Origin of the sequence: Burkholderia seminalis DSM 23518 (genome assembly GCF_902832885.1) — a bacterium.
Taxonomy (GTDB): Bacteria; Pseudomonadota; Gammaproteobacteria; order Burkholderiales; family Burkholderiaceae; genus Burkholderia; species Burkholderia seminalis.
On the sequence record NZ_CADFDK010000002.1, the window covers coordinates 196,939 to 217,041 of the forward strand.

At 67.4% G+C, this 20,103-nt stretch carries 20 protein-coding genes; 10 read left to right on the forward strand and 10 right to left on the reverse strand.

Features of this window, described 5'->3' with window-relative positions:
- Positions 1-19: 19 nt before the first annotated feature.
- Positions 20-1,372 (forward strand): pyridoxal phosphate-dependent decarboxylase family protein, encoded by a 1,353-nt coding sequence (locus HWX00_RS07315; RefSeq protein ID WP_049030126.1) that lies wholly within the window; start codon positions 20-22, stop codon positions 1,370-1,372.
- 3 nt (positions 1,373-1,375) lie between these two features.
- Here HWX00_RS07315 and HWX00_RS07320 read toward each other — a convergent pair whose 3' ends face one another.
- Positions 1,376-2,293, reverse strand: coding sequence for a LysR family transcriptional regulator (locus HWX00_RS07320; RefSeq protein ID WP_124608176.1), 918 nt, complete (start codon positions 2,291-2,293; stop codon positions 1,376-1,378).
- A gap of 144 nt (positions 2,294-2,437) precedes the next feature.
- Here HWX00_RS07320 and HWX00_RS07325 point away from each other — a divergent pair, with 144 nt between their 5' ends.
- The 5 genes from HWX00_RS07325 (at position 2,438) to HWX00_RS07345 (ending at position 10,737) form a co-directional block, all read left to right on the forward strand.
- Complete coding sequence (locus HWX00_RS07325) at positions 2,438-3,661, forward strand: Zn-dependent hydrolase (RefSeq protein ID WP_175027028.1); 1,224 nt, start codon at positions 2,438-2,440, stop codon at positions 3,659-3,661.
- 127 nt (positions 3,662-3,788) lie between these two features.
- Positions 3,789-4,259: a cupin domain-containing protein gene (locus tag HWX00_RS07330; RefSeq protein WP_175027029.1), complete on the forward strand. Its 471-nt coding sequence runs from the start codon at positions 3,789-3,791 to the stop codon at positions 4,257-4,259.
- Positions 4,260-4,584: 325 nt separating this feature from the next.
- Positions 4,585-7,023 carry a GH92 family glycosyl hydrolase gene (locus HWX00_RS07335; protein WP_175027030.1) on the forward strand — a complete coding sequence of 813 codons (2,439 nt, stop codon included), beginning with the start codon at positions 4,585-4,587 and terminating at the stop codon, positions 7,021-7,023.
- Between the two features lie 69 nt (positions 7,024-7,092).
- Complete coding sequence (locus HWX00_RS07340; protein ID WP_175027031.1) at positions 7,093-9,762, forward strand: GH92 family glycosyl hydrolase; 2,670 nt, start codon at positions 7,093-7,095, stop codon at positions 9,760-9,762.
- Between the two features lie 153 nt (positions 9,763-9,915).
- On the forward strand, positions 9,916-10,737 hold the full coding sequence (locus tag HWX00_RS07345; RefSeq protein ID WP_175027032.1) for an SDR family NAD(P)-dependent oxidoreductase: 822 nt from the start codon (positions 9,916-9,918) through the stop codon (positions 10,735-10,737).
- 59 nt (positions 10,738-10,796) lie between these two features.
- On the opposite strand, the gene surE is transcribed toward HWX00_RS07345, so the two are convergent.
- The 3 genes from surE to HWX00_RS07360 all read right to left on the reverse strand — a co-directional run bounded on the left by surE (position 10,797) and on the right by HWX00_RS07360 (position 12,812).
- A complete protein-coding gene (gene surE, locus HWX00_RS07350) occupies positions 10,797-11,576 on the reverse strand; it encodes a 5'/3'-nucleotidase SurE (protein WP_175027033.1) in 780 nt (259 codons plus the stop codon).
- Positions 11,577-11,776: 200 nt separating this feature from the next.
- Entirely contained in the window at positions 11,777-12,085 is a 309-nt protein-coding gene (locus HWX00_RS07355; RefSeq protein ID WP_080287849.1) for an AzlD family protein, read from the reverse strand.
- Positions 12,078-12,812 (reverse strand): AzlC family ABC transporter permease, encoded by a 735-nt coding sequence (locus HWX00_RS07360; RefSeq protein WP_175027034.1) that lies wholly within the window; start codon positions 12,810-12,812, stop codon positions 12,078-12,080. Before HWX00_RS07360 ends, HWX00_RS07355 begins: the two co-directional genes overlap by 8 nt.
- Positions 12,813-12,937: 125 nt before the next feature.
- On the opposite strand from HWX00_RS07360, the gene HWX00_RS07365 reads away from it, so the two are divergent.
- The 3 genes from HWX00_RS07365 to HWX00_RS07375 all read left to right on the forward strand — a co-directional run bounded on the left by HWX00_RS07365 (position 12,938) and on the right by HWX00_RS07375 (position 15,000).
- A complete protein-coding gene (locus HWX00_RS07365; protein WP_034188562.1) occupies positions 12,938-13,396 on the forward strand; it encodes an Lrp/AsnC family transcriptional regulator in 459 nt (152 codons plus the stop codon).
- Between the two features lie 218 nt (positions 13,397-13,614).
- Positions 13,615-14,184 (forward strand): hypothetical protein, encoded by a 570-nt coding sequence (locus HWX00_RS07370; protein WP_034188561.1) that lies wholly within the window; start codon positions 13,615-13,617, stop codon positions 14,182-14,184.
- A 144-nt stretch (positions 14,185-14,328) separates the two neighbouring features.
- Complete coding sequence (locus HWX00_RS07375) at positions 14,329-15,000, forward strand: YebB family permuted papain-like enzyme (protein WP_175027035.1); 672 nt, start codon at positions 14,329-14,331, stop codon at positions 14,998-15,000.
- A gap of 96 nt (positions 15,001-15,096) precedes the next feature.
- On the opposite strand, the gene HWX00_RS07380 is transcribed toward HWX00_RS07375, so the two are convergent.
- The 5 genes from HWX00_RS07380 to HWX00_RS07400 form a co-directional block, all read right to left on the reverse strand.
- Complete coding sequence (locus HWX00_RS07380) at positions 15,097-15,384, reverse strand: helix-turn-helix domain-containing protein (RefSeq protein WP_069704391.1); 288 nt, start codon at positions 15,382-15,384, stop codon at positions 15,097-15,099.
- Positions 15,371-15,712 (reverse strand): type II toxin-antitoxin system RelE/ParE family toxin, encoded by a 342-nt coding sequence (locus HWX00_RS07385; protein WP_175027036.1) that lies wholly within the window; start codon positions 15,710-15,712, stop codon positions 15,371-15,373. Before HWX00_RS07385 ends, HWX00_RS07380 begins: the two co-directional genes overlap by 14 nt.
- A 215-nt stretch (positions 15,713-15,927) precedes the next feature.
- Positions 15,928-16,560 (reverse strand): LysE family translocator, encoded by a 633-nt coding sequence (locus tag HWX00_RS07390; protein WP_034188558.1) that lies wholly within the window; start codon positions 16,558-16,560, stop codon positions 15,928-15,930.
- A gap of 130 nt (positions 16,561-16,690) precedes the next feature.
- Positions 16,691-17,551, reverse strand: coding sequence for a hypothetical protein (locus tag HWX00_RS07395; protein ID WP_425129233.1), 861 nt, complete (start codon positions 17,549-17,551; stop codon positions 16,691-16,693).
- Between the two features lie 88 nt (positions 17,552-17,639).
- Positions 17,640-17,972: a DUF2322 family protein gene (locus HWX00_RS07400; protein ID WP_034188557.1), complete on the reverse strand. Its 333-nt coding sequence runs from the start codon at positions 17,970-17,972 to the stop codon at positions 17,640-17,642.
- A gap of 471 nt (positions 17,973-18,443) precedes the next feature.
- On the opposite strand from HWX00_RS07400, the gene HWX00_RS07405 reads away from it, so the two are divergent.
- Positions 18,444-19,016 (forward strand): YbhB/YbcL family Raf kinase inhibitor-like protein, encoded by a 573-nt coding sequence (locus tag HWX00_RS07405; protein ID WP_034188556.1) that lies wholly within the window; start codon positions 18,444-18,446, stop codon positions 19,014-19,016.
- Positions 19,017-19,200: 184 nt separating this feature from the next.
- Here the strand turns inward: HWX00_RS07405 and HWX00_RS07410 are convergent, their stop codons facing one another.
- Positions 19,201-20,097, reverse strand: a complete 897-nt coding sequence (locus HWX00_RS07410; RefSeq protein ID WP_034188618.1) for an oxidoreductase — start codon at positions 20,095-20,097, stop codon at positions 19,201-19,203.
- Positions 20,098-20,103: the final 6 nt, after the last annotated feature.

Below are 20,103 nucleotides of genomic sequence, written 5' to 3' on the forward strand. Positions count from 1 at the left end.
TCCCACCGAGGCAACCGACATGGACGAACTCGCACTGCTGGCCGACGCCGACCGGCGCGCGCACGCGTATCTGGCTGCAACCGCCGACCGGCGCGCGTTTCCCGACGCGGCCGCGCTGGCCGGCCTCGCCGCTTTCGACGAACCGCTGCCCGATACGGGCCGGCCGGCCGACGACGTGCTGCGCCTGCTCGACGAGCGCGGCACGCCCGCGACGGTCGCATCGAACGGCCCGAACTACTTCGGCTTCGTGATCGGCGCGACGCTGCCGGCTGCCGCCGCGGCCGAACGATTGATGCTTGCGTGGGACCAGTGCGCGTCGTCGTATGCGAATTCGCCGGTGGCCGCGACGCTCGAACGGCAGGCCGCGCGCTGGGTCGTCGACGTGCTCGCGTTGCCCGAAGGCAGCGCGGTCGGCTTCGGCACGAGCGCAACGGCCTGCACGCTCGTCGCGCTGGTGGCCGCGCGGCGCGCATTGCTCGCGCGCAAGGGCTGGGACATCGACGAGGACGGCCTGATCGGCGCGCCGGAAGTGAAGGTCGTGATCTCCGCGCTCGCGCACATCACGGTGAAAAAGGCGCTGCGCGTGCTCGGTTTCGGGATGAAGCGCATCGTCGTCGCGCCCGTCGATGCGCACGGCCGCATCGACCCCGCGCAGTTGCCGCCGCTCGACGACATGACGATCCTCTGCGTGCAGGCCGGCGAAGTGAACACCGGCGAATTCGATCCGTTCGCGGCGCTGATTCCGCCCGCGAAGGCGGCCGGCGCCTGGGTACACGTGGACGGCGCGTTCGGCCTGTGGGCGCGCGCGTCGGCGAAGCGCGCGCTGACCGACGGCATCGACGGCGCGGACAGCTGGACGACCGACGGCCACAAGTGGCTCAACACGCCGTACGACGGCGCGATGGTGATCTGCCGCGACCCGGCCGCGCTTGCCACCGCGATGAACAGCGACGCCGTCTACCTGAGCGGCGCGCACGATGCGCAGAAGAACCTGAACCTCGAATTCTCGCGGCGTGCGCGCGGCATCCCCGTCTGGGCCGCGCTGCGTGCGCTCGGCCGCGCCGGTGTGGCCACGATGGTCGAACGGCATTGCGCGCAGGCAGCGCGGGTCGCGGACGGGCTGCGGGCGGCCGGCTACGACGTGTTGAACCGCGTCGTGCTGAACCAGGTGCTCGTGCGCGCCGGCACCGACGCGGAAACCGCGGCGGTCCTCGACGCCGCGCAGGCCTCGGGCGACGTATGGTTCGGCGCGACCGTGTGGCAGGGGCGGCCGGCGTTCCGGATCAGCGTGTCGTCGTGGCGCACGGAAGATGCGCACATCGACCGGCTCGTCGCATTGCTGACGGAGCTGCGCGGCGTGCACGTGCGCTGAGCGTCACGCGTCGGCCGTGGCCGTGATGGTTGCGGATGCAACTTTCAGGCATTCGATGAGGTGTAGCGCGGCCGGTGTCAGCCATGCATGCCGCCGCATCACGATCGCAACCGTCAACGCGGGCATCGGCTCGGCGAGATCCAGCGTGACGATTCCGCGCGACTTGCGTTCGACGTCCGCGAGCGGCCGCGCGAACACGCCGAGCGCATCCGTCTGCGACACGAGCCCGAGCGTCGCGGCAAACGACGGGCAGTGAACCACCCGCTTCGGCACGTCGAGGCCGAACGGCGTGAAGATCGAGCGCACCAGATCGTCCCCGCCTTCGCCGTAGCGCGGCACGCACCAGTGCGCATCGACGAGCTCGCGCAGCGAGCGGGCGCGCGCGAGCCGATGCCGGTTTTTCGCGACGACCGCGAACGCGGTCCGGAACAACGGAATGCTCGCGAACGCGTCGGGGTCCGGCATCGCGTTCGACAATTGATGCGTGACGATGAAATCGAGCGAACCGTCGCGCAGCCGCGCGAGATCCGTCGCGGTGAGCGCGTCGTCGACGTTCAGTGTCGCGTCGGGCAGGTCGCGCGTGAACGCGGCGAACGCGCGCGGCAGGATCGTCAACGCGACGGTCGGACTGACCGCGATCGACACCGAGCCGGTCGTGCCCAGCCGCAACTGCTCGATCTCGTCGCGCGTGCGCTGGATCTCCTCGACGATCAGCCGCGCGCGAATCGCGAACGCGCTGCCGTAATCGGTCAGTTCGATCCCTTTCACGCTGCGCACGACGAGCGGCACGCCCAACTCCTGTTCGAGCTCGCGCACGATGCTGCTGATGGCCGGTTGCGTGACGCCGAGCGCGCGCGCCGCGCCGCGAATGGTGCGATGCTCGGCGACCGCGAGAAACGCATCGAGTTGCTTGAGCTTCATGACCGATCGATCCGGTTGCGGGGAAGGCGCGGGGTGTCGGGTGGAACCCCGAGTGACAAGGAAAAGTTATCGTCCACAACGAAATCTTGGATTTTTCTTATTGGGTCGAGTGTATATGCTCGGGGCTTTTCAGGAGCGGTCGCGATGATTCTCGTTAACCAGCAACGGCTGTGGGATTCGCTGATGGAGATGGCGACGATCGGCGCGACCGCGCACGGCGGGAGCTGCCGGCTCGCGCTGACCGACGACGACGCGCGGGGCCGGCGCCGCTTCATCGCATGGTGCGAGGCAGCCGGCTGCGAGGTCCGCATCGATCCGATCGGCAACGTGTTCGCGCGCCGGCCCGGCACGCAGCCCGACCTGCCGGCCGTGATGTGCGGCAGCCATCTCGACACGCAGCCGCTCGGCGGACGTTTCGACGGTGTCTACGGCGTGCTGGCGGGCCTCGAAGCGATCCGCGCGCTGAACGAGCACGGTATCGAAACGCGGCATCCGATCGACGTCGTCGCGTGGACCAACGAAGAGGGTTCGCGCTTCACGCCGGGCATGATGGGCTCGGCCGTTTATGCCGGCTCGCTGGATCTCGACTACGCGCTGGCCCGCCCGTGCATGCAGACGGGCGTGCTGCTGCGCGACGAACTCGAACGCACCGGCTTCGCCGGCCCCGCGCGCGAGCGGCAGATGCCCAACGCGTATTTCGAAGCGCATATCGAACAAGGGCCGGTGCTGGAGCAGGCCGGCTTGCCGATCGGCGTCGTGACGGGCGTGCAGGGCATCTACGAACTCGACGTCGCGGTGAGCGGCTTCGAATCGCATGCAGGCACGACGCCGATGAGCGTGCGCCGCGACGCGATGGGCGCGGCGGCCGCGATGATCGCCGCGATCGTCGAGCACGGCCACGCATTCGACGCCGATGCGCGCGTGACGGTCGGCCATGTCGCGTGCCAGCCCAATTCGCCGAGCACGATACCGGGCAAGGTCCGCTTCAGCGTCGACGTGCGTCACCCGTCGCGGCCGGCGTTGCAGCAGCTCGTCGCCGACATCGAAGCGATCTGCTTGCGGCGCACCGCGCTGCGCGGTACGACGGTGGAAGTGCAGACCATCGCCGAATACGAGCCGGTGGTGTTCGATGCGGAATGCGTCGCACGCGTGCGGCGGGCGGCCGCCGCCGCCGGCTATCCGTACCTGGAGATGTGCAGCGGCGCGGGGCACGACGCGGTGAACCTGTCGTACGTCGCGCCGTCCGCGATGGTGTTCGTGCCGTGCAAGGCCGGCCTGAGCCACAACGAAGCGGAAGACGCCGATCCGGTGCACCTCGCGCAAGGGGCGTCCGTGCTGGCGAACCTGCTGGCCGATTGCGCGCGTTAGCCCAGTTTGGCCGCGTCGCAGGGGCGGCCTGACGCGCCTTGCAAGCGTGAAAATGTCGGACAATGACCGCTGCGCGCGCCGCGCCGGCGCCGCATTCAACTGACGCATTCACGCTTGCGAGATCCCCATGTCGACTCCCTTTCCCCGGGAACTGCTGAAGGCCGCCGATATCGAGAAGATGGAACCGACGCGCGCGGTGCATTCGCTGAATCCCAATGCCGTTCGTCTCAAGCGACAACTCAGCGACCTGACCGGCCTGACGCAATTCGGTGTTCACCTGCTCACGCTGATGCCCGGTCACGAATTGGCCGAATATCACCGCCACCTGTACGAAGAGGAGTTCGTCTACGTGCTGGTCGGCACGGGTTCGGTCACGATCGGCGAACGCGCCAGTGAAATCGGGCCGGGCGATTTCATCGGCTTCCCGCGCGGCGGCGAAGCGCATACGGTGCAGAACACCGGCGATGCGCCGCTGGAACTGCTCGTCGGCGGGCAGCGGCTCGAACACGACGTCTGCGAATACCCGCGAATTGGCAAGCGGCTTTATATCGCCGGGGAACTCGAGGATTACGTCGATCTGCCGAAGCAGTCGTCGTGACTGGTCACGTCATCAATACCGGATCCCGTATAAAAATCGAATCAATTGACTTTTGTTTAGATAAACAAAATAAAAATTCGTAAAAACACGGGGTAGAGAAATCACGTTTATTTGGGCACGCTTGTGCGCGTTGTCCGTTCCTGGGCGCCGGCATGTCGACATGCCGGTGCGTCCTTTTCGGGCACTCAGAATGCGGCAATAAATACATGCGTCCGGCAGTTTCGACCGATTGACCGCGTACGCGACAAGTCACGAAAAGATTCCTGATCTAAAGCTCAGTAGTTCGAACCAACAGCTTGATTCAAGAACGAAACGGAGACAGGCGATGTCGAGGAACTGGGGGTGGCGAGCGGCGCTGCTGGCGCTGTGCGTTGTGCTGGCTTCGTGCGGCGGCGACGGCGATTCGCCGTCGGTCGCGGTGTCGAATCTGTCGGCCGCGGCGCATGGGCAACGCAATGAAAACGATGACAGCACCGGCAACGAAGCATCGAAGAAAAACGCCGACATGCGCGTCGTCCAGTACGTCGATCCGCTGATCGGCACCGACTACGCGACCGATCAGCCGGCCGACCCGGTCGGCTCGGGGCTCGGCGGCGGCACGTTCCCGGGGCCGACGGTCCCGTTCGGGATGATGCAGTGGAGCCCGATGACGCCCACCGCGCAATACGACAGCCGCAAGGGCGACGGCTCCGGCTTCTCCGGCGGCTACTGGTACGGCGACACGTCGATCAACGCATTCAGCATCCTGCACCTGAGCGGCACCGGCTGCTGGGCGAATGGCGGCTACCTGAACGTGATGCCGCAGCTCGCACCGGGCGATGCCGGCACGCCGGCCAGCTTCAGCCACGCGGACGAAACCGCGCAGGCCGGCTACTACGGCGTAACGCTCGGCAACGGCATCAAGGCCGAACTGACGACGACGGTGCGCACCGGCTTCGCGCGCTTCACGTATCCGGTACTCGCGCGGGGCCAGCAGGCGACGATCGCGATCGATCCGACCGTGCTGAACAACCGTGCACAGGGCACGACGCGCGACACGATCCGCCAGGTCGGCGACCGCGCGCTGTCGGGCACGATCGCGGGCGGCGGATTCTGCTGGGCCGGGCATGCGGTGCCCGTCTACTACTACGCGGAGTTCAGCCAGCCGTTCGCGGCGAAGCCCGCGTTGTCGAACGACAGCCCCGTGACGTTGACGTTCCATGTCGACCGCAAGCAACCGGACGTGATGATGAAGCTCGGCATTTCGTTCGTCAGCGAAGCGAACGCGAAGGCGAACCTCGACGCGGAAAACCCCGGCAACGCGATGCACGGCCGGGCAGGCTGGAACTTCGACAAGGTGCGCCGCGCGGCGAGCGCCGCCTGGAACGCCCGCCTGAACGCGATCCAGGTCACCGGCGGCAGCGATGCCGACAAGACCAGGTTCTACACCGCGCTGTATCACGCGTCGCTGCATCCGAATGTATTCAACGACGTGAACGGCCAGTATCCGGACTTCCATGCGTCGAACGGCGCGCCTGATGCGTCGACACGTCAGGTCGACCGGGGCCGCACGATGTACGCGAACTTCTCCGGCTGGGATATCGACCGCTCGTTCATCCAGTTGCAGGCGCTGCTCGATCCGGTGCGCACCAGCGACATCGTGCAGTCGCTCGTGCTCGACGCGAAGGCCTGCGGCGCCTTCCCGCGCTGGGCATACTTCAATACGGAAACGGCCGTGATGCCGGGCGACGCGGGATCGATCATCGCGGCGAACGCGTATGCATTCGGCGCGACGAATTTCGATACGCAGGCCGCGCTGTCGATCATGAAGCGCAGCACGGCGCCCGGCGCCGCGTGTGCCGGCACACCGGTGATGGGCAGCCGCGCGGACTACGACCGGCTCGGCTACGTGCCCGCGTCGGACAGCGGCGACAACCAGACCGCGTCGAACACGCTCGAATACGCCGTGCGCGATTTCGCGGTGTCGCGCTTCGCGACGGCACTCGGCGATACGGCGACGGCCGGCGCGCTGCTGAAGTCGAGCGGCAACTGGCGGAACCTGTTCGACAGGACGGCGATCCAGCCGAAGACGTCGGCCGGCGCGTGGGTCACCGACGGCTCCGGCTTCATGGAAGGCAACGCCGAGCAATACACGTGGTACGTGCCGCACGATCTCGCGGGCGTGGTCGCGCGGGCGGGCGGCGCCGCACCGGTCGTCGAGCGGCTCGACACGTTCTTCACGCACCTGAACGTCGGCACCGTGCAGCCGTATTTCTACGTCGGCAACGAAGTGACGATGGCCGTGCCGTGGGTCTATGCGTGGGCCGGCGCACCGTCGCATACGCAGCGCGTGCTGCACGCGTCGCTCGCGAACGCGTTCGGCACCGGCGCGGCGGGGTTGCCCGGCAACGACGATCTCGGCGCGCTCTCCGGCTGGTACGTGTGGGCCGCGCTCGGTCTCTATCCGGTCGTGCCTGGCGTGAGCGGCGTCGCGCTGTCGAGCCCGCAGTTCGAGAAGATCACGGTGCGCGTCGGGCAGCAGGACGGCAGCTACCGTCTGCTGCGCATCGCCGCGCCGGGGGCGGGCTCCAGCGACGGCGCGTCGTTCTACGTGAAGTCGCTGAAGCTGAACGGCGCACCTTACCCGACCGCATGGCTGCCGTTCGAACATATCGCGCAGGGCGGGACGCTGTCGTATTCGATGACGGCCGACGCGAACGCCGCGACGTGGGGCACCGATGCGTCCGCGATGCCGTCGTTCCCGCAGGCGGCCGGCGCGCAGTAAGGCTGGACGATCAACGAGCGGTCCTTGCCAACGGGATCGACGCAAAGAGAGAGAGGGAGGGACGAACGGATGAAGCTACGTCATGTGGTGGGTATCGGGTGCCTTGCCGTGTTGTCGGGGTGCGGGGGCGACCAGGGTTCGACGGATGCGAGCGTGTTGGCGCAGATGTCGAACCCGCAGGGCAACCAGAACGATCGAACCGACCAAGGCGATCAAAACGACCAGGGCGAGCACGGCGGCGCGGGCAAGCGGTCGGTGCTGCGCAGCGTCGATCCGATGATCGGCACCGCGAACCTCGACATCAACGCGGACTGGGCGAGCGGCGTGCGCGGCCACGGCCACGTGTATCCGGGCGCGACCGTGCCGTTCGGGATGGTGCAGCTTGGGCCGGACACGACGGGCGGCGCGCATACGCTGCCGTGGAACTGGGATCGCACGTCGGGTTACCAGTACGACGATCCGTTCATCACCGGCTTCACGCATACGCACCTGTCGGGCACCGGCATCGGCTCGGGCGGCGAAGTACGGTTCCTGCCGACGCTCGCGCCGGTCGACAAGGCAACCCTGGCGAAGGTCGCGGCCGATGCGTCGATCACCTACAACGCATCGTTCAGCCACGACGACGAAACCGCGAGCCCCGGCTACTACCGCGTGAAGATGGCGCCGGTCGGCAGCGGCAACACGCCGTGGAACGTGCAGGGCGCGACGATCCTCGCGGAGATGACGGCGACCGCGCATGCGGGCGTGCATCGCTACACGTATTTCCCGGCCGCGGCGACGCAGAAGCGCAGCATGATCGTGAGCATCGACAACCCCATCGGCGGGTCGACCGCGAGCGGCAGGATCCAGATCGTCGACGCGCGGACGATCGCCGGCTGGCAGTTCACGAACAACTGGGCCAACCACAAGCCGACGTATTTCGTCGCGCGCTTCTCGAGGCCGTTCGATACGAAGAACGTCGCGTTCAGCACGGACGGCTTCAAGGCCTACCTGACGTTCGCCGACGGCAGCGACGGCGGCGCGGTCACGGTGAAGGTCGGCATCTCGCCGTCGAGCGTCGCGGATGCGCAGGCCAACCTCGCGGCGGAAGTCGGCACGCAGTCGTTCGACCAGGTGCGCGGTGCGGCCGAGCGCGTGTGGCACGCCGCGCTCGACCGCATCCGGATCAAGGGCGGCACGGCCGACCAGCGGACGATGTTCTACACGTCGCTGTACCGCACGATGCTCGCACCGACGGTCTACAACAACGCGGACGGCAGCTACGTCGGCATGGATTCGGCCAACGACGGCACGACGTCGCCGCCGACCACGAGCAAGCATGCGAACCCGGGCTTCGACTATTCGTCGACGTTCTCGCTGTGGGATACCTTCCGCGCCGAATCGCCGTTGATGACGCTCGTGCAGCCCGAGCGCGTCGACGGCTGGGTGAAGTCGCTGCTCACGCAGTTCCGGCAGAACGGCAAGGGCGAGCTGCCGGTGTGGCCGCTGGCGCAAACGGAAACCTTCACGATGGCCGGCCACCCGTCGATTCCGATGATCGCGGATGCGTACCTGAAGCACCTGACGAGCGCGGGCATCGACGACATCTGGACCGCGCTGACGACCACGCAGGGCGCGAGCGCGCACGGTTTCGATCAGTATCGTCAAAGCGGCTATGTGTTCGCGGGCGACAACGCGTCGGTGTCGACGACGCAGGACTATGCGTTCGACGACTGGGCGACGGCCGCGGTCGGCAAGGCGGCCGGCAAGCGTGCGGCCGACTACCGGCCGTACCTGCAACGCAGCCGGAACTACCGGAACGTGTTCAACGCGGTGCCGAACAACGGCTGGACGTTCTCGCAGCCGAAGGATGCGCAAGGCAACTGGGTCGCCGGCTTCGATCCGACCGCCGCCGAGAAGACGGACTTCTCCGAATCGAATGCGTGGGTCGATACATGGAACATCTTCCACGACTTCCCCGGCCTCGTCGCGCTGCTCGGCGGCAGGCGCCAGTTCATCGCGCAGCTCGACCGCACGTTCGATCCGGCCAACCCGCTGACCTTCCAGTACAACCAGGGCTTTCCGGACCTGACCGGCCGCAGCGGCCAGTTCTTCGCGGGCAACGAACCGGCGAACCACCTGCCGTACCTGTACGCCGTCGCGGGCATGCCGTCGAAGACTCAGGACCGCGTGCGCACGGTGATGGACGACATGTACTCGCTGACGCTGACGGCCGGCGATCGCGCGTTGCTGAGCGGCGACAGCCTGAAGGCCGCGCTGAGCGATCCGCGGCGCGTGCGCGATGCGGCGATTCCCGGCAACGACGATTGCGGCCAGTTGTCCGCGTGGTACGTGCTGTCCGCGCTCGGCATCTATTCGCTGAATCCGGTCGGCGGCGTGTTCTACTTCGGCACGCCGCTGTTCGAGGAAGCGACGATCGATATCCCGGTCGCGTCGGCAAGCGCGGCGGGCGGGGCGTTGAGGTTCGGTGCGACGCGGCGCTTCAAGGTGACCGCGCATACGGCGAGCGGCGGCGCGCCGTCGTCGGTGAATCGCTACGTGCAGTCGGTCAGCCTGAACGGCACGCCGCTGCACCGGCCGTACATCACCTATGACGAGATGAAGGCCGGCGGCACGCTCGACTTCGTGATGGGCTCGACGCCGAACGATACGTGGGTCGGCCAGTGGAACGGCCAGGACCCGAACAGCGCGCTCGCGCCGTCGCTGGTGGCGGCCGGCCATACGACCGGCGTGCAGTAGCCGCGCGCGGCGGCGCCATGGGGCGCTGCCGGTCGTGCCGCCCGCTCACCGGCTGGCGCGGCCGGCACGCGCGTGGGGGCGGATCGATTGCGCTTCGATTCTGTGCCCCGTCGCGCTTATGATGCGGGAACGCCACTGACAGGGTTCCCCGCCATGGATGCGCCGCTTCCGCCGATGTCTGCCCCGATTGCCGAGACGGCCCCCGAAACCGAAACCGCCGCCGCGCCGCGCGCGTCGCGCCTGCACCGGCCGGTCGCGCTCGTCACCGGCTCGACGTCGGGGATCGGCGCGGCCGTCGCGCGCCGCCTGGCGGCGGACGGCTACGCGGTGATCCTGCATTCGCGCAGTTCGGCCGATACCGGGCGTGCGATGGCGCGCGAACTCGGCGGGGCCTACGTGCAGGCCGATCTCGCGGACGATGCCGAGCGCGTGCGATTGATCCGCGACGCGCTGGCCGTGCACGGCCGGCTCGACGTGCTCGTCAACAACGCGGGCGTCAGCCGCGTGATTCCGCATGACGACCTCGCGGCGGCCACGCCCGACGTGTGGCGCGAGATGCATGAGATCAACGTGATCGCGCCGTTCCGGCTCGTCGCCGAAGCGGAGGCCGCGCTGCGCGAAGCGGCGTCGCACGGGCGAGCCGGGTGCGTCGTGAACGTCAGCTCGCATGCGGGCGTGCGGCCGAAGGGCGCGTCGATTCCGTATGCGGCCGCGAAGGCCGCGCTCAATCACACCACACGGCTGCTCGCGCGGACGCTCGCGCCGGCGATCCGCGTCAATGCGGTCGCGCCGGGGCTCGTCGATACGCCGCTGACCGCCGACTGGACGGAAGCGCAGCAGCTGTGGCGCGAGCGCGCGCCGATGCGCCGCGCGGCGGCGCCGGACGACATCGCGCAGACGGTCGCGATGCTCGTTGCGTCCGATTACGTGACGGGCGAGATCGTGATGCTCGACGGCGGGTTGAACCTGACGTGACGCGGTGACGCGGCGACGCGCGCGTGTCGCGCGCGACCGCCGGGGCCTTCCGCGGACGATCAGCCGAGACTGGACCGCAGCCGCGCGAGCGCCTGATCGTGCGTGCGCTCGAACTTCAGCGGCGTGACGGCGACATACCCTTCGCCGAGCGCGACGGTTTCCGAATCCGCGTCGTCGTCGCGCGGCGCGCGCGCGAGCTTCAGCCAGTGATAGTCGATCTCGCGCGGATCGCGCCCCGACACGATCTCGACACCCTGCAGCGTGCCGGCGCCCTGGTTCGTCACCTTCAGGCCGCGCACGTCGTCGGCCGGCCGCGCCGGGAAATTCACGTTGAGGCACGCATCGCTGTCCCAGCCGGCGGCGACGAGCCGGCGAATGACGTCCGGCGCGTGCGTGAGCGCCGTGTTCCATGGCACCGCGTTGCGATCGACGAAGGCCTGGCTCAGCGCGATGGCCGGCACGCCGACGAGCATGCTCGTCATCGCCGCGCCGACCGTGCCGGAAAATACCGTTTCGGTGCCGAGGTTCGCGCCGCGATTCACGCCGGACAGCACGACGTCGGGCCGCGCATCCTTCATCAGGTGGCTGACCGCGATCGCGACGCAGTCGCCGGGCGTGCCGCGCCCCGCGAAGCGGCGCTCGCCCTTGCGATGCACGCGCAGCGGTTCGTGCAGGCTCAGCGAATGCGACGTGCCGCTCTGGTCTTCCGCCGGCGCGACGACCCACACTTCGCGTGCCAGTTGCGTGGCGACCTGTTCGAGTACTGCCAGGCCGGGGGCGTCGAATCCGTCGTCGTTGGTGAGCAGGACACGGTCGAACAGCGGGCGGGCTTCTTGCATCGGGACGATCCTCGCGGAGATGGGCAATGACAGGGGCGTACGGCGCCGCGCCAGCGTGGCGCAAGCCACAAGGCTAGCACTCCGGCGTGAGGAGCGTCGTGTCACGCGCTCGCCGCACGCCGGCGCGGACGTGAAAACGGGCGCATCGCGCGCCCGTTCGTCGTTGGAGGGGGGGGGGCGGCGCGGCGGCCCGGCACCGTTCAGCCGAGCAGGTGCCGCAGCAGGCCGGCCGACACGACGCCGACGATCACGGTCGGCAGGATCGACAGGCGCGTCGCCGCGGCGAGCGTGATCGCGAGCGCAAGCAGGTCGGCGGGGCGCGTCGACACGAAGGCCGGCGCGATCACCGAGATCAGCACGCAGCCGGGCACGTTCTCCATCACCGACGCCATCCGCGGGCTCAGCGTGCGGTTGCGCAGCAGCACGTAGCCGAGGATGCGCGACAGATAGGTCGTCGACGCCATCAGCACGATCGTCGCGACGGTACTGAAATCCGGCAGCTCAGGCATCGCGCGGCTCCCACAGCAGCGCGGCGACCAGCCCCGCGCATGCCCCTGCCGCGACGTACCAGGCGCCGGGCACGGCGAGGTGCGTGGCCGCCGCGACGACGAGGCTCACGAACCACGGCCGGCTCGCACGCATCCCTTTCCACATGCCGCGCAGCAGCACCAGAAACACGGCGGTGAACGCCATGTCGAAGCCGTACTGCTCGACGTTGCCGATCGTCGGGCCGACGGCCGCGCCGAGCGTCGTCATCGAGATCCACGTCAGGTAGAGCCCCATGCAGATGCCCGCGTAATAGGGCACGCTGATGTGCGTGGCCGAGCGCGCCCTCGCGTCGGCGAGCGACATCGCCCAGCTCTCGTCGCACATGAAGAACAGCGCGACGAACGCACGGCGGCGCGGCAGGCGCCGGATGTACGGCGCGAAGGCGGCGCCCATCAGGATGTGGCGCGAATTCACGAGGAACGACATCGCGACGATCAGCGCGATGTGCGGCGGCGACGTCCACAGATGGATCGCCGCGAATTCGGAGCCGCCGCCGAAATTGAGGCCCGTCATCATCGGCACCTCGAACAGGCTCAGCCCTTTCTGCGCGGCCTGCGCGCCCAGCACGAGCGCGAACGGCACGAAACCCAGCATGACGGGCAGCGCCGCGCGCAATCCGCGGCCCATCTCGGCGACATAGGCGGGCTTGTCGCGAAGCCCGGACGACGTTGAAACGCTACTGCTCATGACTCCTCCTTCGGGGGAGGGATTGTCTGCTTTTTTGACTCGAATCGGGTTGCGTTGTGGCCAGATTTTCCTCAGAATTTGGCATTGAACGCGCGATGCGAGAATTTTTTGGAATCGGATGCCAAATGAAACTTGACGCTATCGATCGCCGCATCCTGAGCGCGCTGCAGCGCGACGGCCGCATGCAGAACGTGGAGCTCGCGCACGAGGTCGGGCTGTCGCCGTCGCCGTGCCTGCGGCGCGTGCGGCTTCTCGAGGAAGCCGGTGTGATCGAGAAATACGTGGCCGTGCTGAATCCCGCGAAGGTCGGCAAGGGGCTGACGATCTTCACGCGGGTGTGGCTGAAGGGGCAGGACGCGGAATCGGTGAACCGTTTCTCGGAGGCCGTTCAGCAGATGCCGGAAGTCGTCGAATGCCACCTGATGGCCGGCGATTGCGATTTCCTGCTGCGCGTCGTCGCGGCCGACATCGACGACTACCGGCGCTTCCAGATGGAAACCCTCACGCGCATTCCCGGCGTGCTCAGCGTGAAGACCGACATTCCGATGCAGAAGATCAAGCTCACGTCGGCGCTGCCGACGTAGCGCGACGCGGGCGCACGGTGCCCGTCGACGAATGGTCATTGCGCAGTGACAATCGCCGGATAAACTGGCGACGCAGGCCGCATCGCCCGTCTCGCCGGCGCGGTGATGCGACGTTCGATGTGCAAGCAACTAACGGTCAATGTTGACGCGATCGGGCACGCGGCGCTGCGCGCCGGACATGCGTTGCCGTGAATGCGTTTCTTCTTGTCGGGCCATTCATGCAGCCAATCAACAATCCGTGGAATTCGCTGGAAATCGTCAAGCTCGTGCTCGGCGTGCTGACGCCGTTGTCGGTCGCGTGTCTCGGCTGGCTCGTCGCGCGCCGGCTGAAGCGGCTCGAACTCGTGCAGTGGACCAACCAGCGGCTGATCGAGAAGCGGCTCGCGCTGTACGACGCCGTTGCGCCTCAGCTCAACATGCTGCTGTGCTTCTACACGTGGATCGGCTACTGGAAGGACATCTCGCCGGACGACGTGATCCGTGCGAAGCGCGAGCTCGACCGCACGTTCCACATCTACCGCTACCTGTTCGACGACGACGTATACGACGCCTATCACACGTACATCCACGCGCTGTTCGACGTGCATACGGGCCCGGGCCGCGACGCGCGGATCCGCTCGCTGATTCAGGCGCCCGACGGCGATCGCAGCGTGCACGGCTCGTACGAGTGGAAGCCCGCGTGGTCCGACCGTTTCGCGACGGCGAATGTCGTGCCGAGGGACGACGTGCTGCGCCACTACACGCAGTTGATGGAGCGGCTGCGCGTGGCGCTGGGCGCGACGCGCTGAAGGCCGCGGCGCCCGCGCGCCGCTTCACGCCGGTATCGGAATCCGCCACCGGGCGGCGCGAATATCCGCCCTCGCACAGGAAGCGGATGCGAAGCCCGGCCGCTGCTGACATGCTCGCGCCATCACCACTCGCGCGAGGTCCGTATGGTCGTCGACACCGGCCGCCAGCCGCTCATGATCCGCTCGCCCGGCGCGGGCCGGCGGCGTCTCTTCTTCGTCGGTTCTCCCGAAACGCGTGATGTGTCGTTGCCGGTCGAACCGGAGATCGGCGACATCGTGTTCATTCGTGTGACCGTGCGGCCGTTCCTCGAGGTAGCGAGCGCCACGCGCTCATGGACGAATCATGTCGGCATCGTGGTCGGCGCGCGCGGCGGTGAAACGCTGATCGCGGAGAGCACGTTCCCGCTGTCGCGCGTCACGACGATGTCGCGGTTTCTCGCGCGTTCCGATCGCGGCGCATGCGTGATCGCGCGGCTCAAGCAGCCGCTCGACGCCGCGCAGCGACGCCGGCTCGTCGACGCGGCGATGCGCCGGATCGGCGTGGTCTACGACACGGGTTTCAATCTCGCGTCGCGCTGGCAGTTCTGCTCGCGGTTCGTGCGCGAAGTCGTGCGCGATGCGACGCGGATCGTGCTCGGCGACGTCGAGACCTTCGACATGCTGCTGCGCCGGAATCCCGATCATCCGCTCGGCTTCTGGAAAATCTGGTATTTCGGGCGAATCCCGTGGCGCCGCCGCACGGTGACGCCGGCGAGCTTGCTCGAGAGCGGCGCGTTGCGGGTGGTGGCGGATACGCGCGGGTGCGGGGCCGATTGACGGGCAAGTGCGATACGGAATCGGCGGCGCGTCCGCTGACGCGATGCAGGGCTTGAAGGAGGGCAGGAGAAAGCGATCGTGTCGCGGGCGCGTGACTCAGGCAAACGAGATGACGAGCTGCTTGCCGCAAGCCGCCGCATACTTGCGCAGCGTATCGATGGACGGGGAGTGCCGGCCCGTCGCGAGCGCTCGTTCGAGCCGGGTAATGGCGGGCGCTTTCGTGCCCATCCGTTCCGCCACGTCGGCTTGCGACAAGCCGGCCGCTCGCCGAGCCGCCAGCATCGCGTCGAGCAGCGCGAATTCTTCGCGATTCAGCCGTTCGTATTCGGCGCGCACCTCGGGAGCGGTCAACGCACGCTCGCGCAGTTCCTTATACGTTGCCATCTCGAACCTCCTTCAATCGACGACGGGCGGTTTCCAGTTCCTTCCGCGGCGTTTTGGGCGTCTTCTTCACGAAACAGGGGAACTTGACGATACGCCGGCCGACAATCGCGCGGTAAAACACCCGGGCGATACCTTCCGCGCCCTTCAATCGCATTTCGTACAGCCCGTTTCCCATCGGTCGGGTGTGGGGCTCGCCCAGATTCGGGCCGTACTGCGCCATGCGGTCGGCGAGTGCAAGGAACCGGGCAAGCAAGGTCGGGGGTAACGACGCTACCCCAACCTCGACACGCTCATTGAAGAAGCGAATCTCACAAGCATGATTCAACACGGTAACAAATATGTTATGTATTCGCGAGAACAGTGACCGACCGCGGATGCGGGCACAGGCGGTTGGTCAGCGGTGAGGGAACGTTCGAGACCTTGTTGCTGCGGTCGGAGATAGCGGAGACGGCGTTAGGACCCGACGGCTTTCAGGAAATTCGGGTCCGGCAAGTACGCGATCCGGTGTCAGGGTGGGGCAGGCACCACGGCCGGATGACGGAGTTAGTTTCGCCCTGCCACCGCAAGCCGTGCCGCCAGCCCGACGAACACCGACCCAAGCAGATACTGAGGCAGTTTCGACGGCCGGCGGCGCGCGCCGATCCGCCGGCTCAGCCGGCTCGCGGAGAGAATGACCGCGCCGTTCACGACGAGCCCGATCAGGTTCAACACCGTCGCGAGCACGAGAATCTGCGCGGCGATCGAACCGTGCTCGGGGCGCACGAACTGCGGAAACAGCGCGAGCACGAACAACGCCATCTTCGGATTCAGCAGGTTCGTCGTCAGGCCCTGACGGAAGATCGTCGCGGTCGAGTGGCGGCGTGGCGACGCGACGGGCGACAGCGCGGTCGCATCCGAACGGAAGGTCTTCCACGCGAGATACAGCAGATACGCGGCGCCTGCGAAGCGCACGGCGTCATACGCGAGCGGCACCGCGACAAAGAGCTGCGACAAGCCCAGCGCGGCCGCGAGCGCGTGGCAGTAGGTGCCGGCCTGAATGCCCGCGAGCGTCGCGAAGCCTGCACGCCGGCCCTGGCTCACGCTGCGGGACGCGATCAGCAGCATGTCGGGGCCGGGCGTGGCCGTCAGCGCGAGACATGCGCCGGAGAACAGCGCGAGCGTGGAGAAGTCGATCATGGCAGTCCCTTTTGTCGGTGCGGCGTAAAAGGGAGGTCAGTTTAGAAGGGCACGTGAGCGCGGTCAATCGAGCGAACGGACGATGGCCGGACGGTGTGGATCGCATGACACAGGCATCATGCTCGCGCGATCAGCGCGCCCCCTGCTTGCGACACGCGACCTGGTAGTCGATCACGGTATTCGCCGAAGGCTTGTCCGGCTCGCCGCCGACCGTCGTCACGCCGAGCACGCCGGCCGCATTCCGGTAGCGCGGCGCGCAATACCCCATCCCGGTGCCCGAACACGCTTCGGCTTCGATGATGCCGTGCTTCGCGAGCGTTGCCGCGCCATCCGTGGCTTCCGGCTTCTCGCGCGGGGGCAGCGGTTGCCAGCCATGCGCGATCAGGATCCTGCGTGCCGCGTCGAGCGGCTTGCCGTATACGTTCGGCACGACCGCGCGGCCGCCGCAGTGCGTGCTTTCGGCGGCGACGCCGGTCAAGCGCAGGCCGCCGTTCTCTTCATGCAGCTCGCCGACGGGCGGTGCCGGGCCGTCGCCGCCCCAGATCAGCAGCGCGCCGTTTTCCAGCCGATCGACCGAGCCGAGCTGCCAGCCGGCCTTGCGCGCGGTATAGCCGAGCGCGACGAGCGTCGTGCCGTCGAATACGCCGATGTTGCCGTTGCGCGCGAAGCAGATCGCGCTCGTGCCGGCGCCGAAGCCGCTCGAGAACGTGACGACCGTGTAGCGCCCGAGCGGCGCCTCGGACGTCACGATCCAGTCGCGCTTCGCGACTTCGCGGCCGGCCGCGGTGGTCGCCTTCGCGCGATATCGCGTGCAAAACGGATCGAGCGAACCGTTCTCGGGTGAATGCGGCAGCACGCCGAGCGGCACGAGCGATGCGCCGGCAATATCGGATGCTGTCCGCGGCGGGGCGGCCGATGCCGTGCCGCCGAGCGCGGCCCAGGCAACAGTGGCGATCGTGGTTGCCGTCGCGAAACGGCGGCCCGAGGCCAGCGCACCGAAGCGCGACACTCGAGCGGTTTCCGGAGAAGCGGATACGGATGCGACGATCGCGGTGTTCCGCACGCGTGCCGCCAACGACTCAGTCCTTCGCGACGACGTCGATGCGCAGCGCTTCGCCGCCGTCGACGATCGCCAGCAGACGATCGACGTTCGGGTGCGCGCCCGGGCGGTTGCGTGCGTCGGCCGTGTGTTCGGCGAACACGGCGAGGCCATGCTCGGCCGCTTTCGCGTCGAGCGTGCCGAATGCCTGCTGCAGATAGTGGTACACCGCGAGCGAGCCCTGCTTGCCCGGCTGGTTCTCGATGGTCGCGACGACGTCGCCGTTCGCGCCGGCGAGATCGATGCGTGCGATACCGTCGATGGCCGGCAGTTGCGCGAGGTTGTCCTTGAATACAGGGGTCGGTTGAATCACTGAAAACGCTCCGTCGGTTTGATCGTGGAAAGGTGGCGGCCCGTATGTTATCTGATTCGCCGGGATGCATTCTTCGACGCAACCGGGCGATTCGCACGGAGTCGGATCATCCGGTCATAGACGCGCACGGCGGCCGATTGCGGGCACGCGCGAATGCTCCGCGAGACGCAGTCGGCCGGTTTGCGATGCCTGCTTCTCGCGCCGCCGCCACTTCAGCGTGACGGTCGCGATCGCAATCTCTAGACATGCCCGTCGTCAATTGTTGCTATCAAGACAACATGGTGAACGCGTGGGCGACGCTACCGACGTTGGGAATCCAAATCTACAATTTGCGTCAACGCCGGTTGTACAACGCTTGTTTCATGTTTCAACCCGGCGTATCTGCCGCAAGGAAGCCGGCAACCCGCGCGCTTCGTTCGGCTGGATCGTTTGCCTGCCGCGGAAACGCCCTCCTTTTCAACGGAGCACACCATGACATTCAATTCCCTTTCGCGATCGACCCTCTGCTCCGCGATGCTCTTGTCGATCGTGCCGACAATCGCCGTCGCGGGAACGTTCTCCGTCAAAGTCGATGACCTGAACCATGGCCGGTTCGGGAACGAACAGGTCTACGGCGGATTTGGCTGCCATGGCGAAAACGTCTCGCCGCGCATTTCGTGGTCGTATCTTCCTCGCGGAACGAAGAGCATCGTCGTGACCATTCACGACCCCGATGCCCCGACGGGCGGGCTGGGCTGGACGCATTGGGGCGTCGTCAATATTCCGGCGTCGGAAGCGTCGATCGAAAAGGGCGCGTCCGGCAATCCGAAGCGGATGCCTGCAGGCGCCATCGAAACGCTGACCGATTTCGGGACGGCGAAATACGGCGGGCCTTGCCCGCCTCAGGGAGAGTCGCACCGATACGTCGTCACGGCGTCGGCGCTCTCGGTTCCAGGTATCGACGTGAACGCCACGTCGAGCCCGGCTCTCGTTGCATACCAGATGCACGGAAAAGTGATTGCACGGGCTCGCTACGTTGCGATGTATCACCGAGCGGCGGAGTGAGCGTCGTGGCGGGAGGTCATCGCAGCGCATCCCGCCGTCGGCATTCCGGTTCATGCCGTTGACGAAGCGCCCTTCGCTGCTGACGAGAAACAGTGCGGCGCGAGCCAGTGACCTGCGGCCGAATGTCATGACCGGTCAGGCGGGGAGTCGCGCGTCGATCGGATGCGCTTGGGTTTCCTTGCGACTAGCCCGGACCATCGCTGGCGGCAGCGAGAAGCGGCACGACCAGATCGCTGATCGGCGTCGGAATGCCGTGCGTTCGTCCGTATCGCTGCACGACGCCGTTCCGGCAGTCCCATTCGAGCGGATGGTTGCCCTGCCGGTCGGCCAGGATGGACGTACCCAAGTCCGGCGGATAGCCATGCAGTCCATCGACGATTTCCTGCGGCACTTCATCACCCAGCTTCGCACCTTCGGCCCGCGCGACCTCGAGACATTCCCGCAGGTAGGCGAGCGACAGTGCGGTGATGTCGCCGCGCGCGTACATGCCGGCGCGGCGACCGGTCAGCACCATCAGTCCCGCTACTGCGTTCTGCAAAAGCTTGCGCCACGCGAGCGAGATGAAATCCTCCGCGACCTCCGGCGAGCAGCGCGTGCCGTGCAACGCGGCGACCACCACGTTGCTCGCCGGCGTATCGGGCAGCGTGAGCCGAGGCTTGCCCCGCAGCCACACCGATGCGCCCGATTCGCGCTGCGCCGGAAACCAGACGACCGACGGCACGACCGTGGCGCCGGCCGCGTACGGCGCGAACGCGGCTTTTTGCTCGACGCCGTTTTGCAGCACGCAGACGACGGTATTCGCATCGCATAGCGCGGAGACCCAGGGTGCCGCGCTCGCTATCTGCGTCGACTTCACCGCAACGAACACGAGATCGAACCGCTCCTTGACCGCGTGCGGATCGGTCAGGACGGGCCCGGGCACGACGATCTCGCCGCCGTCGAAGCGCAGCTTCAGCTGCGCGTGGGCCGAGCGGCCGCAGATCACCGGTGTGCGGCCGGCTTCGTGAAGGGCCGCGGCGACGGTCGTTCCGATTGCGCCCGGACCGACGAGTGCGACGGTCGGGGAGTCAGCGTTCGTCATGGTGTT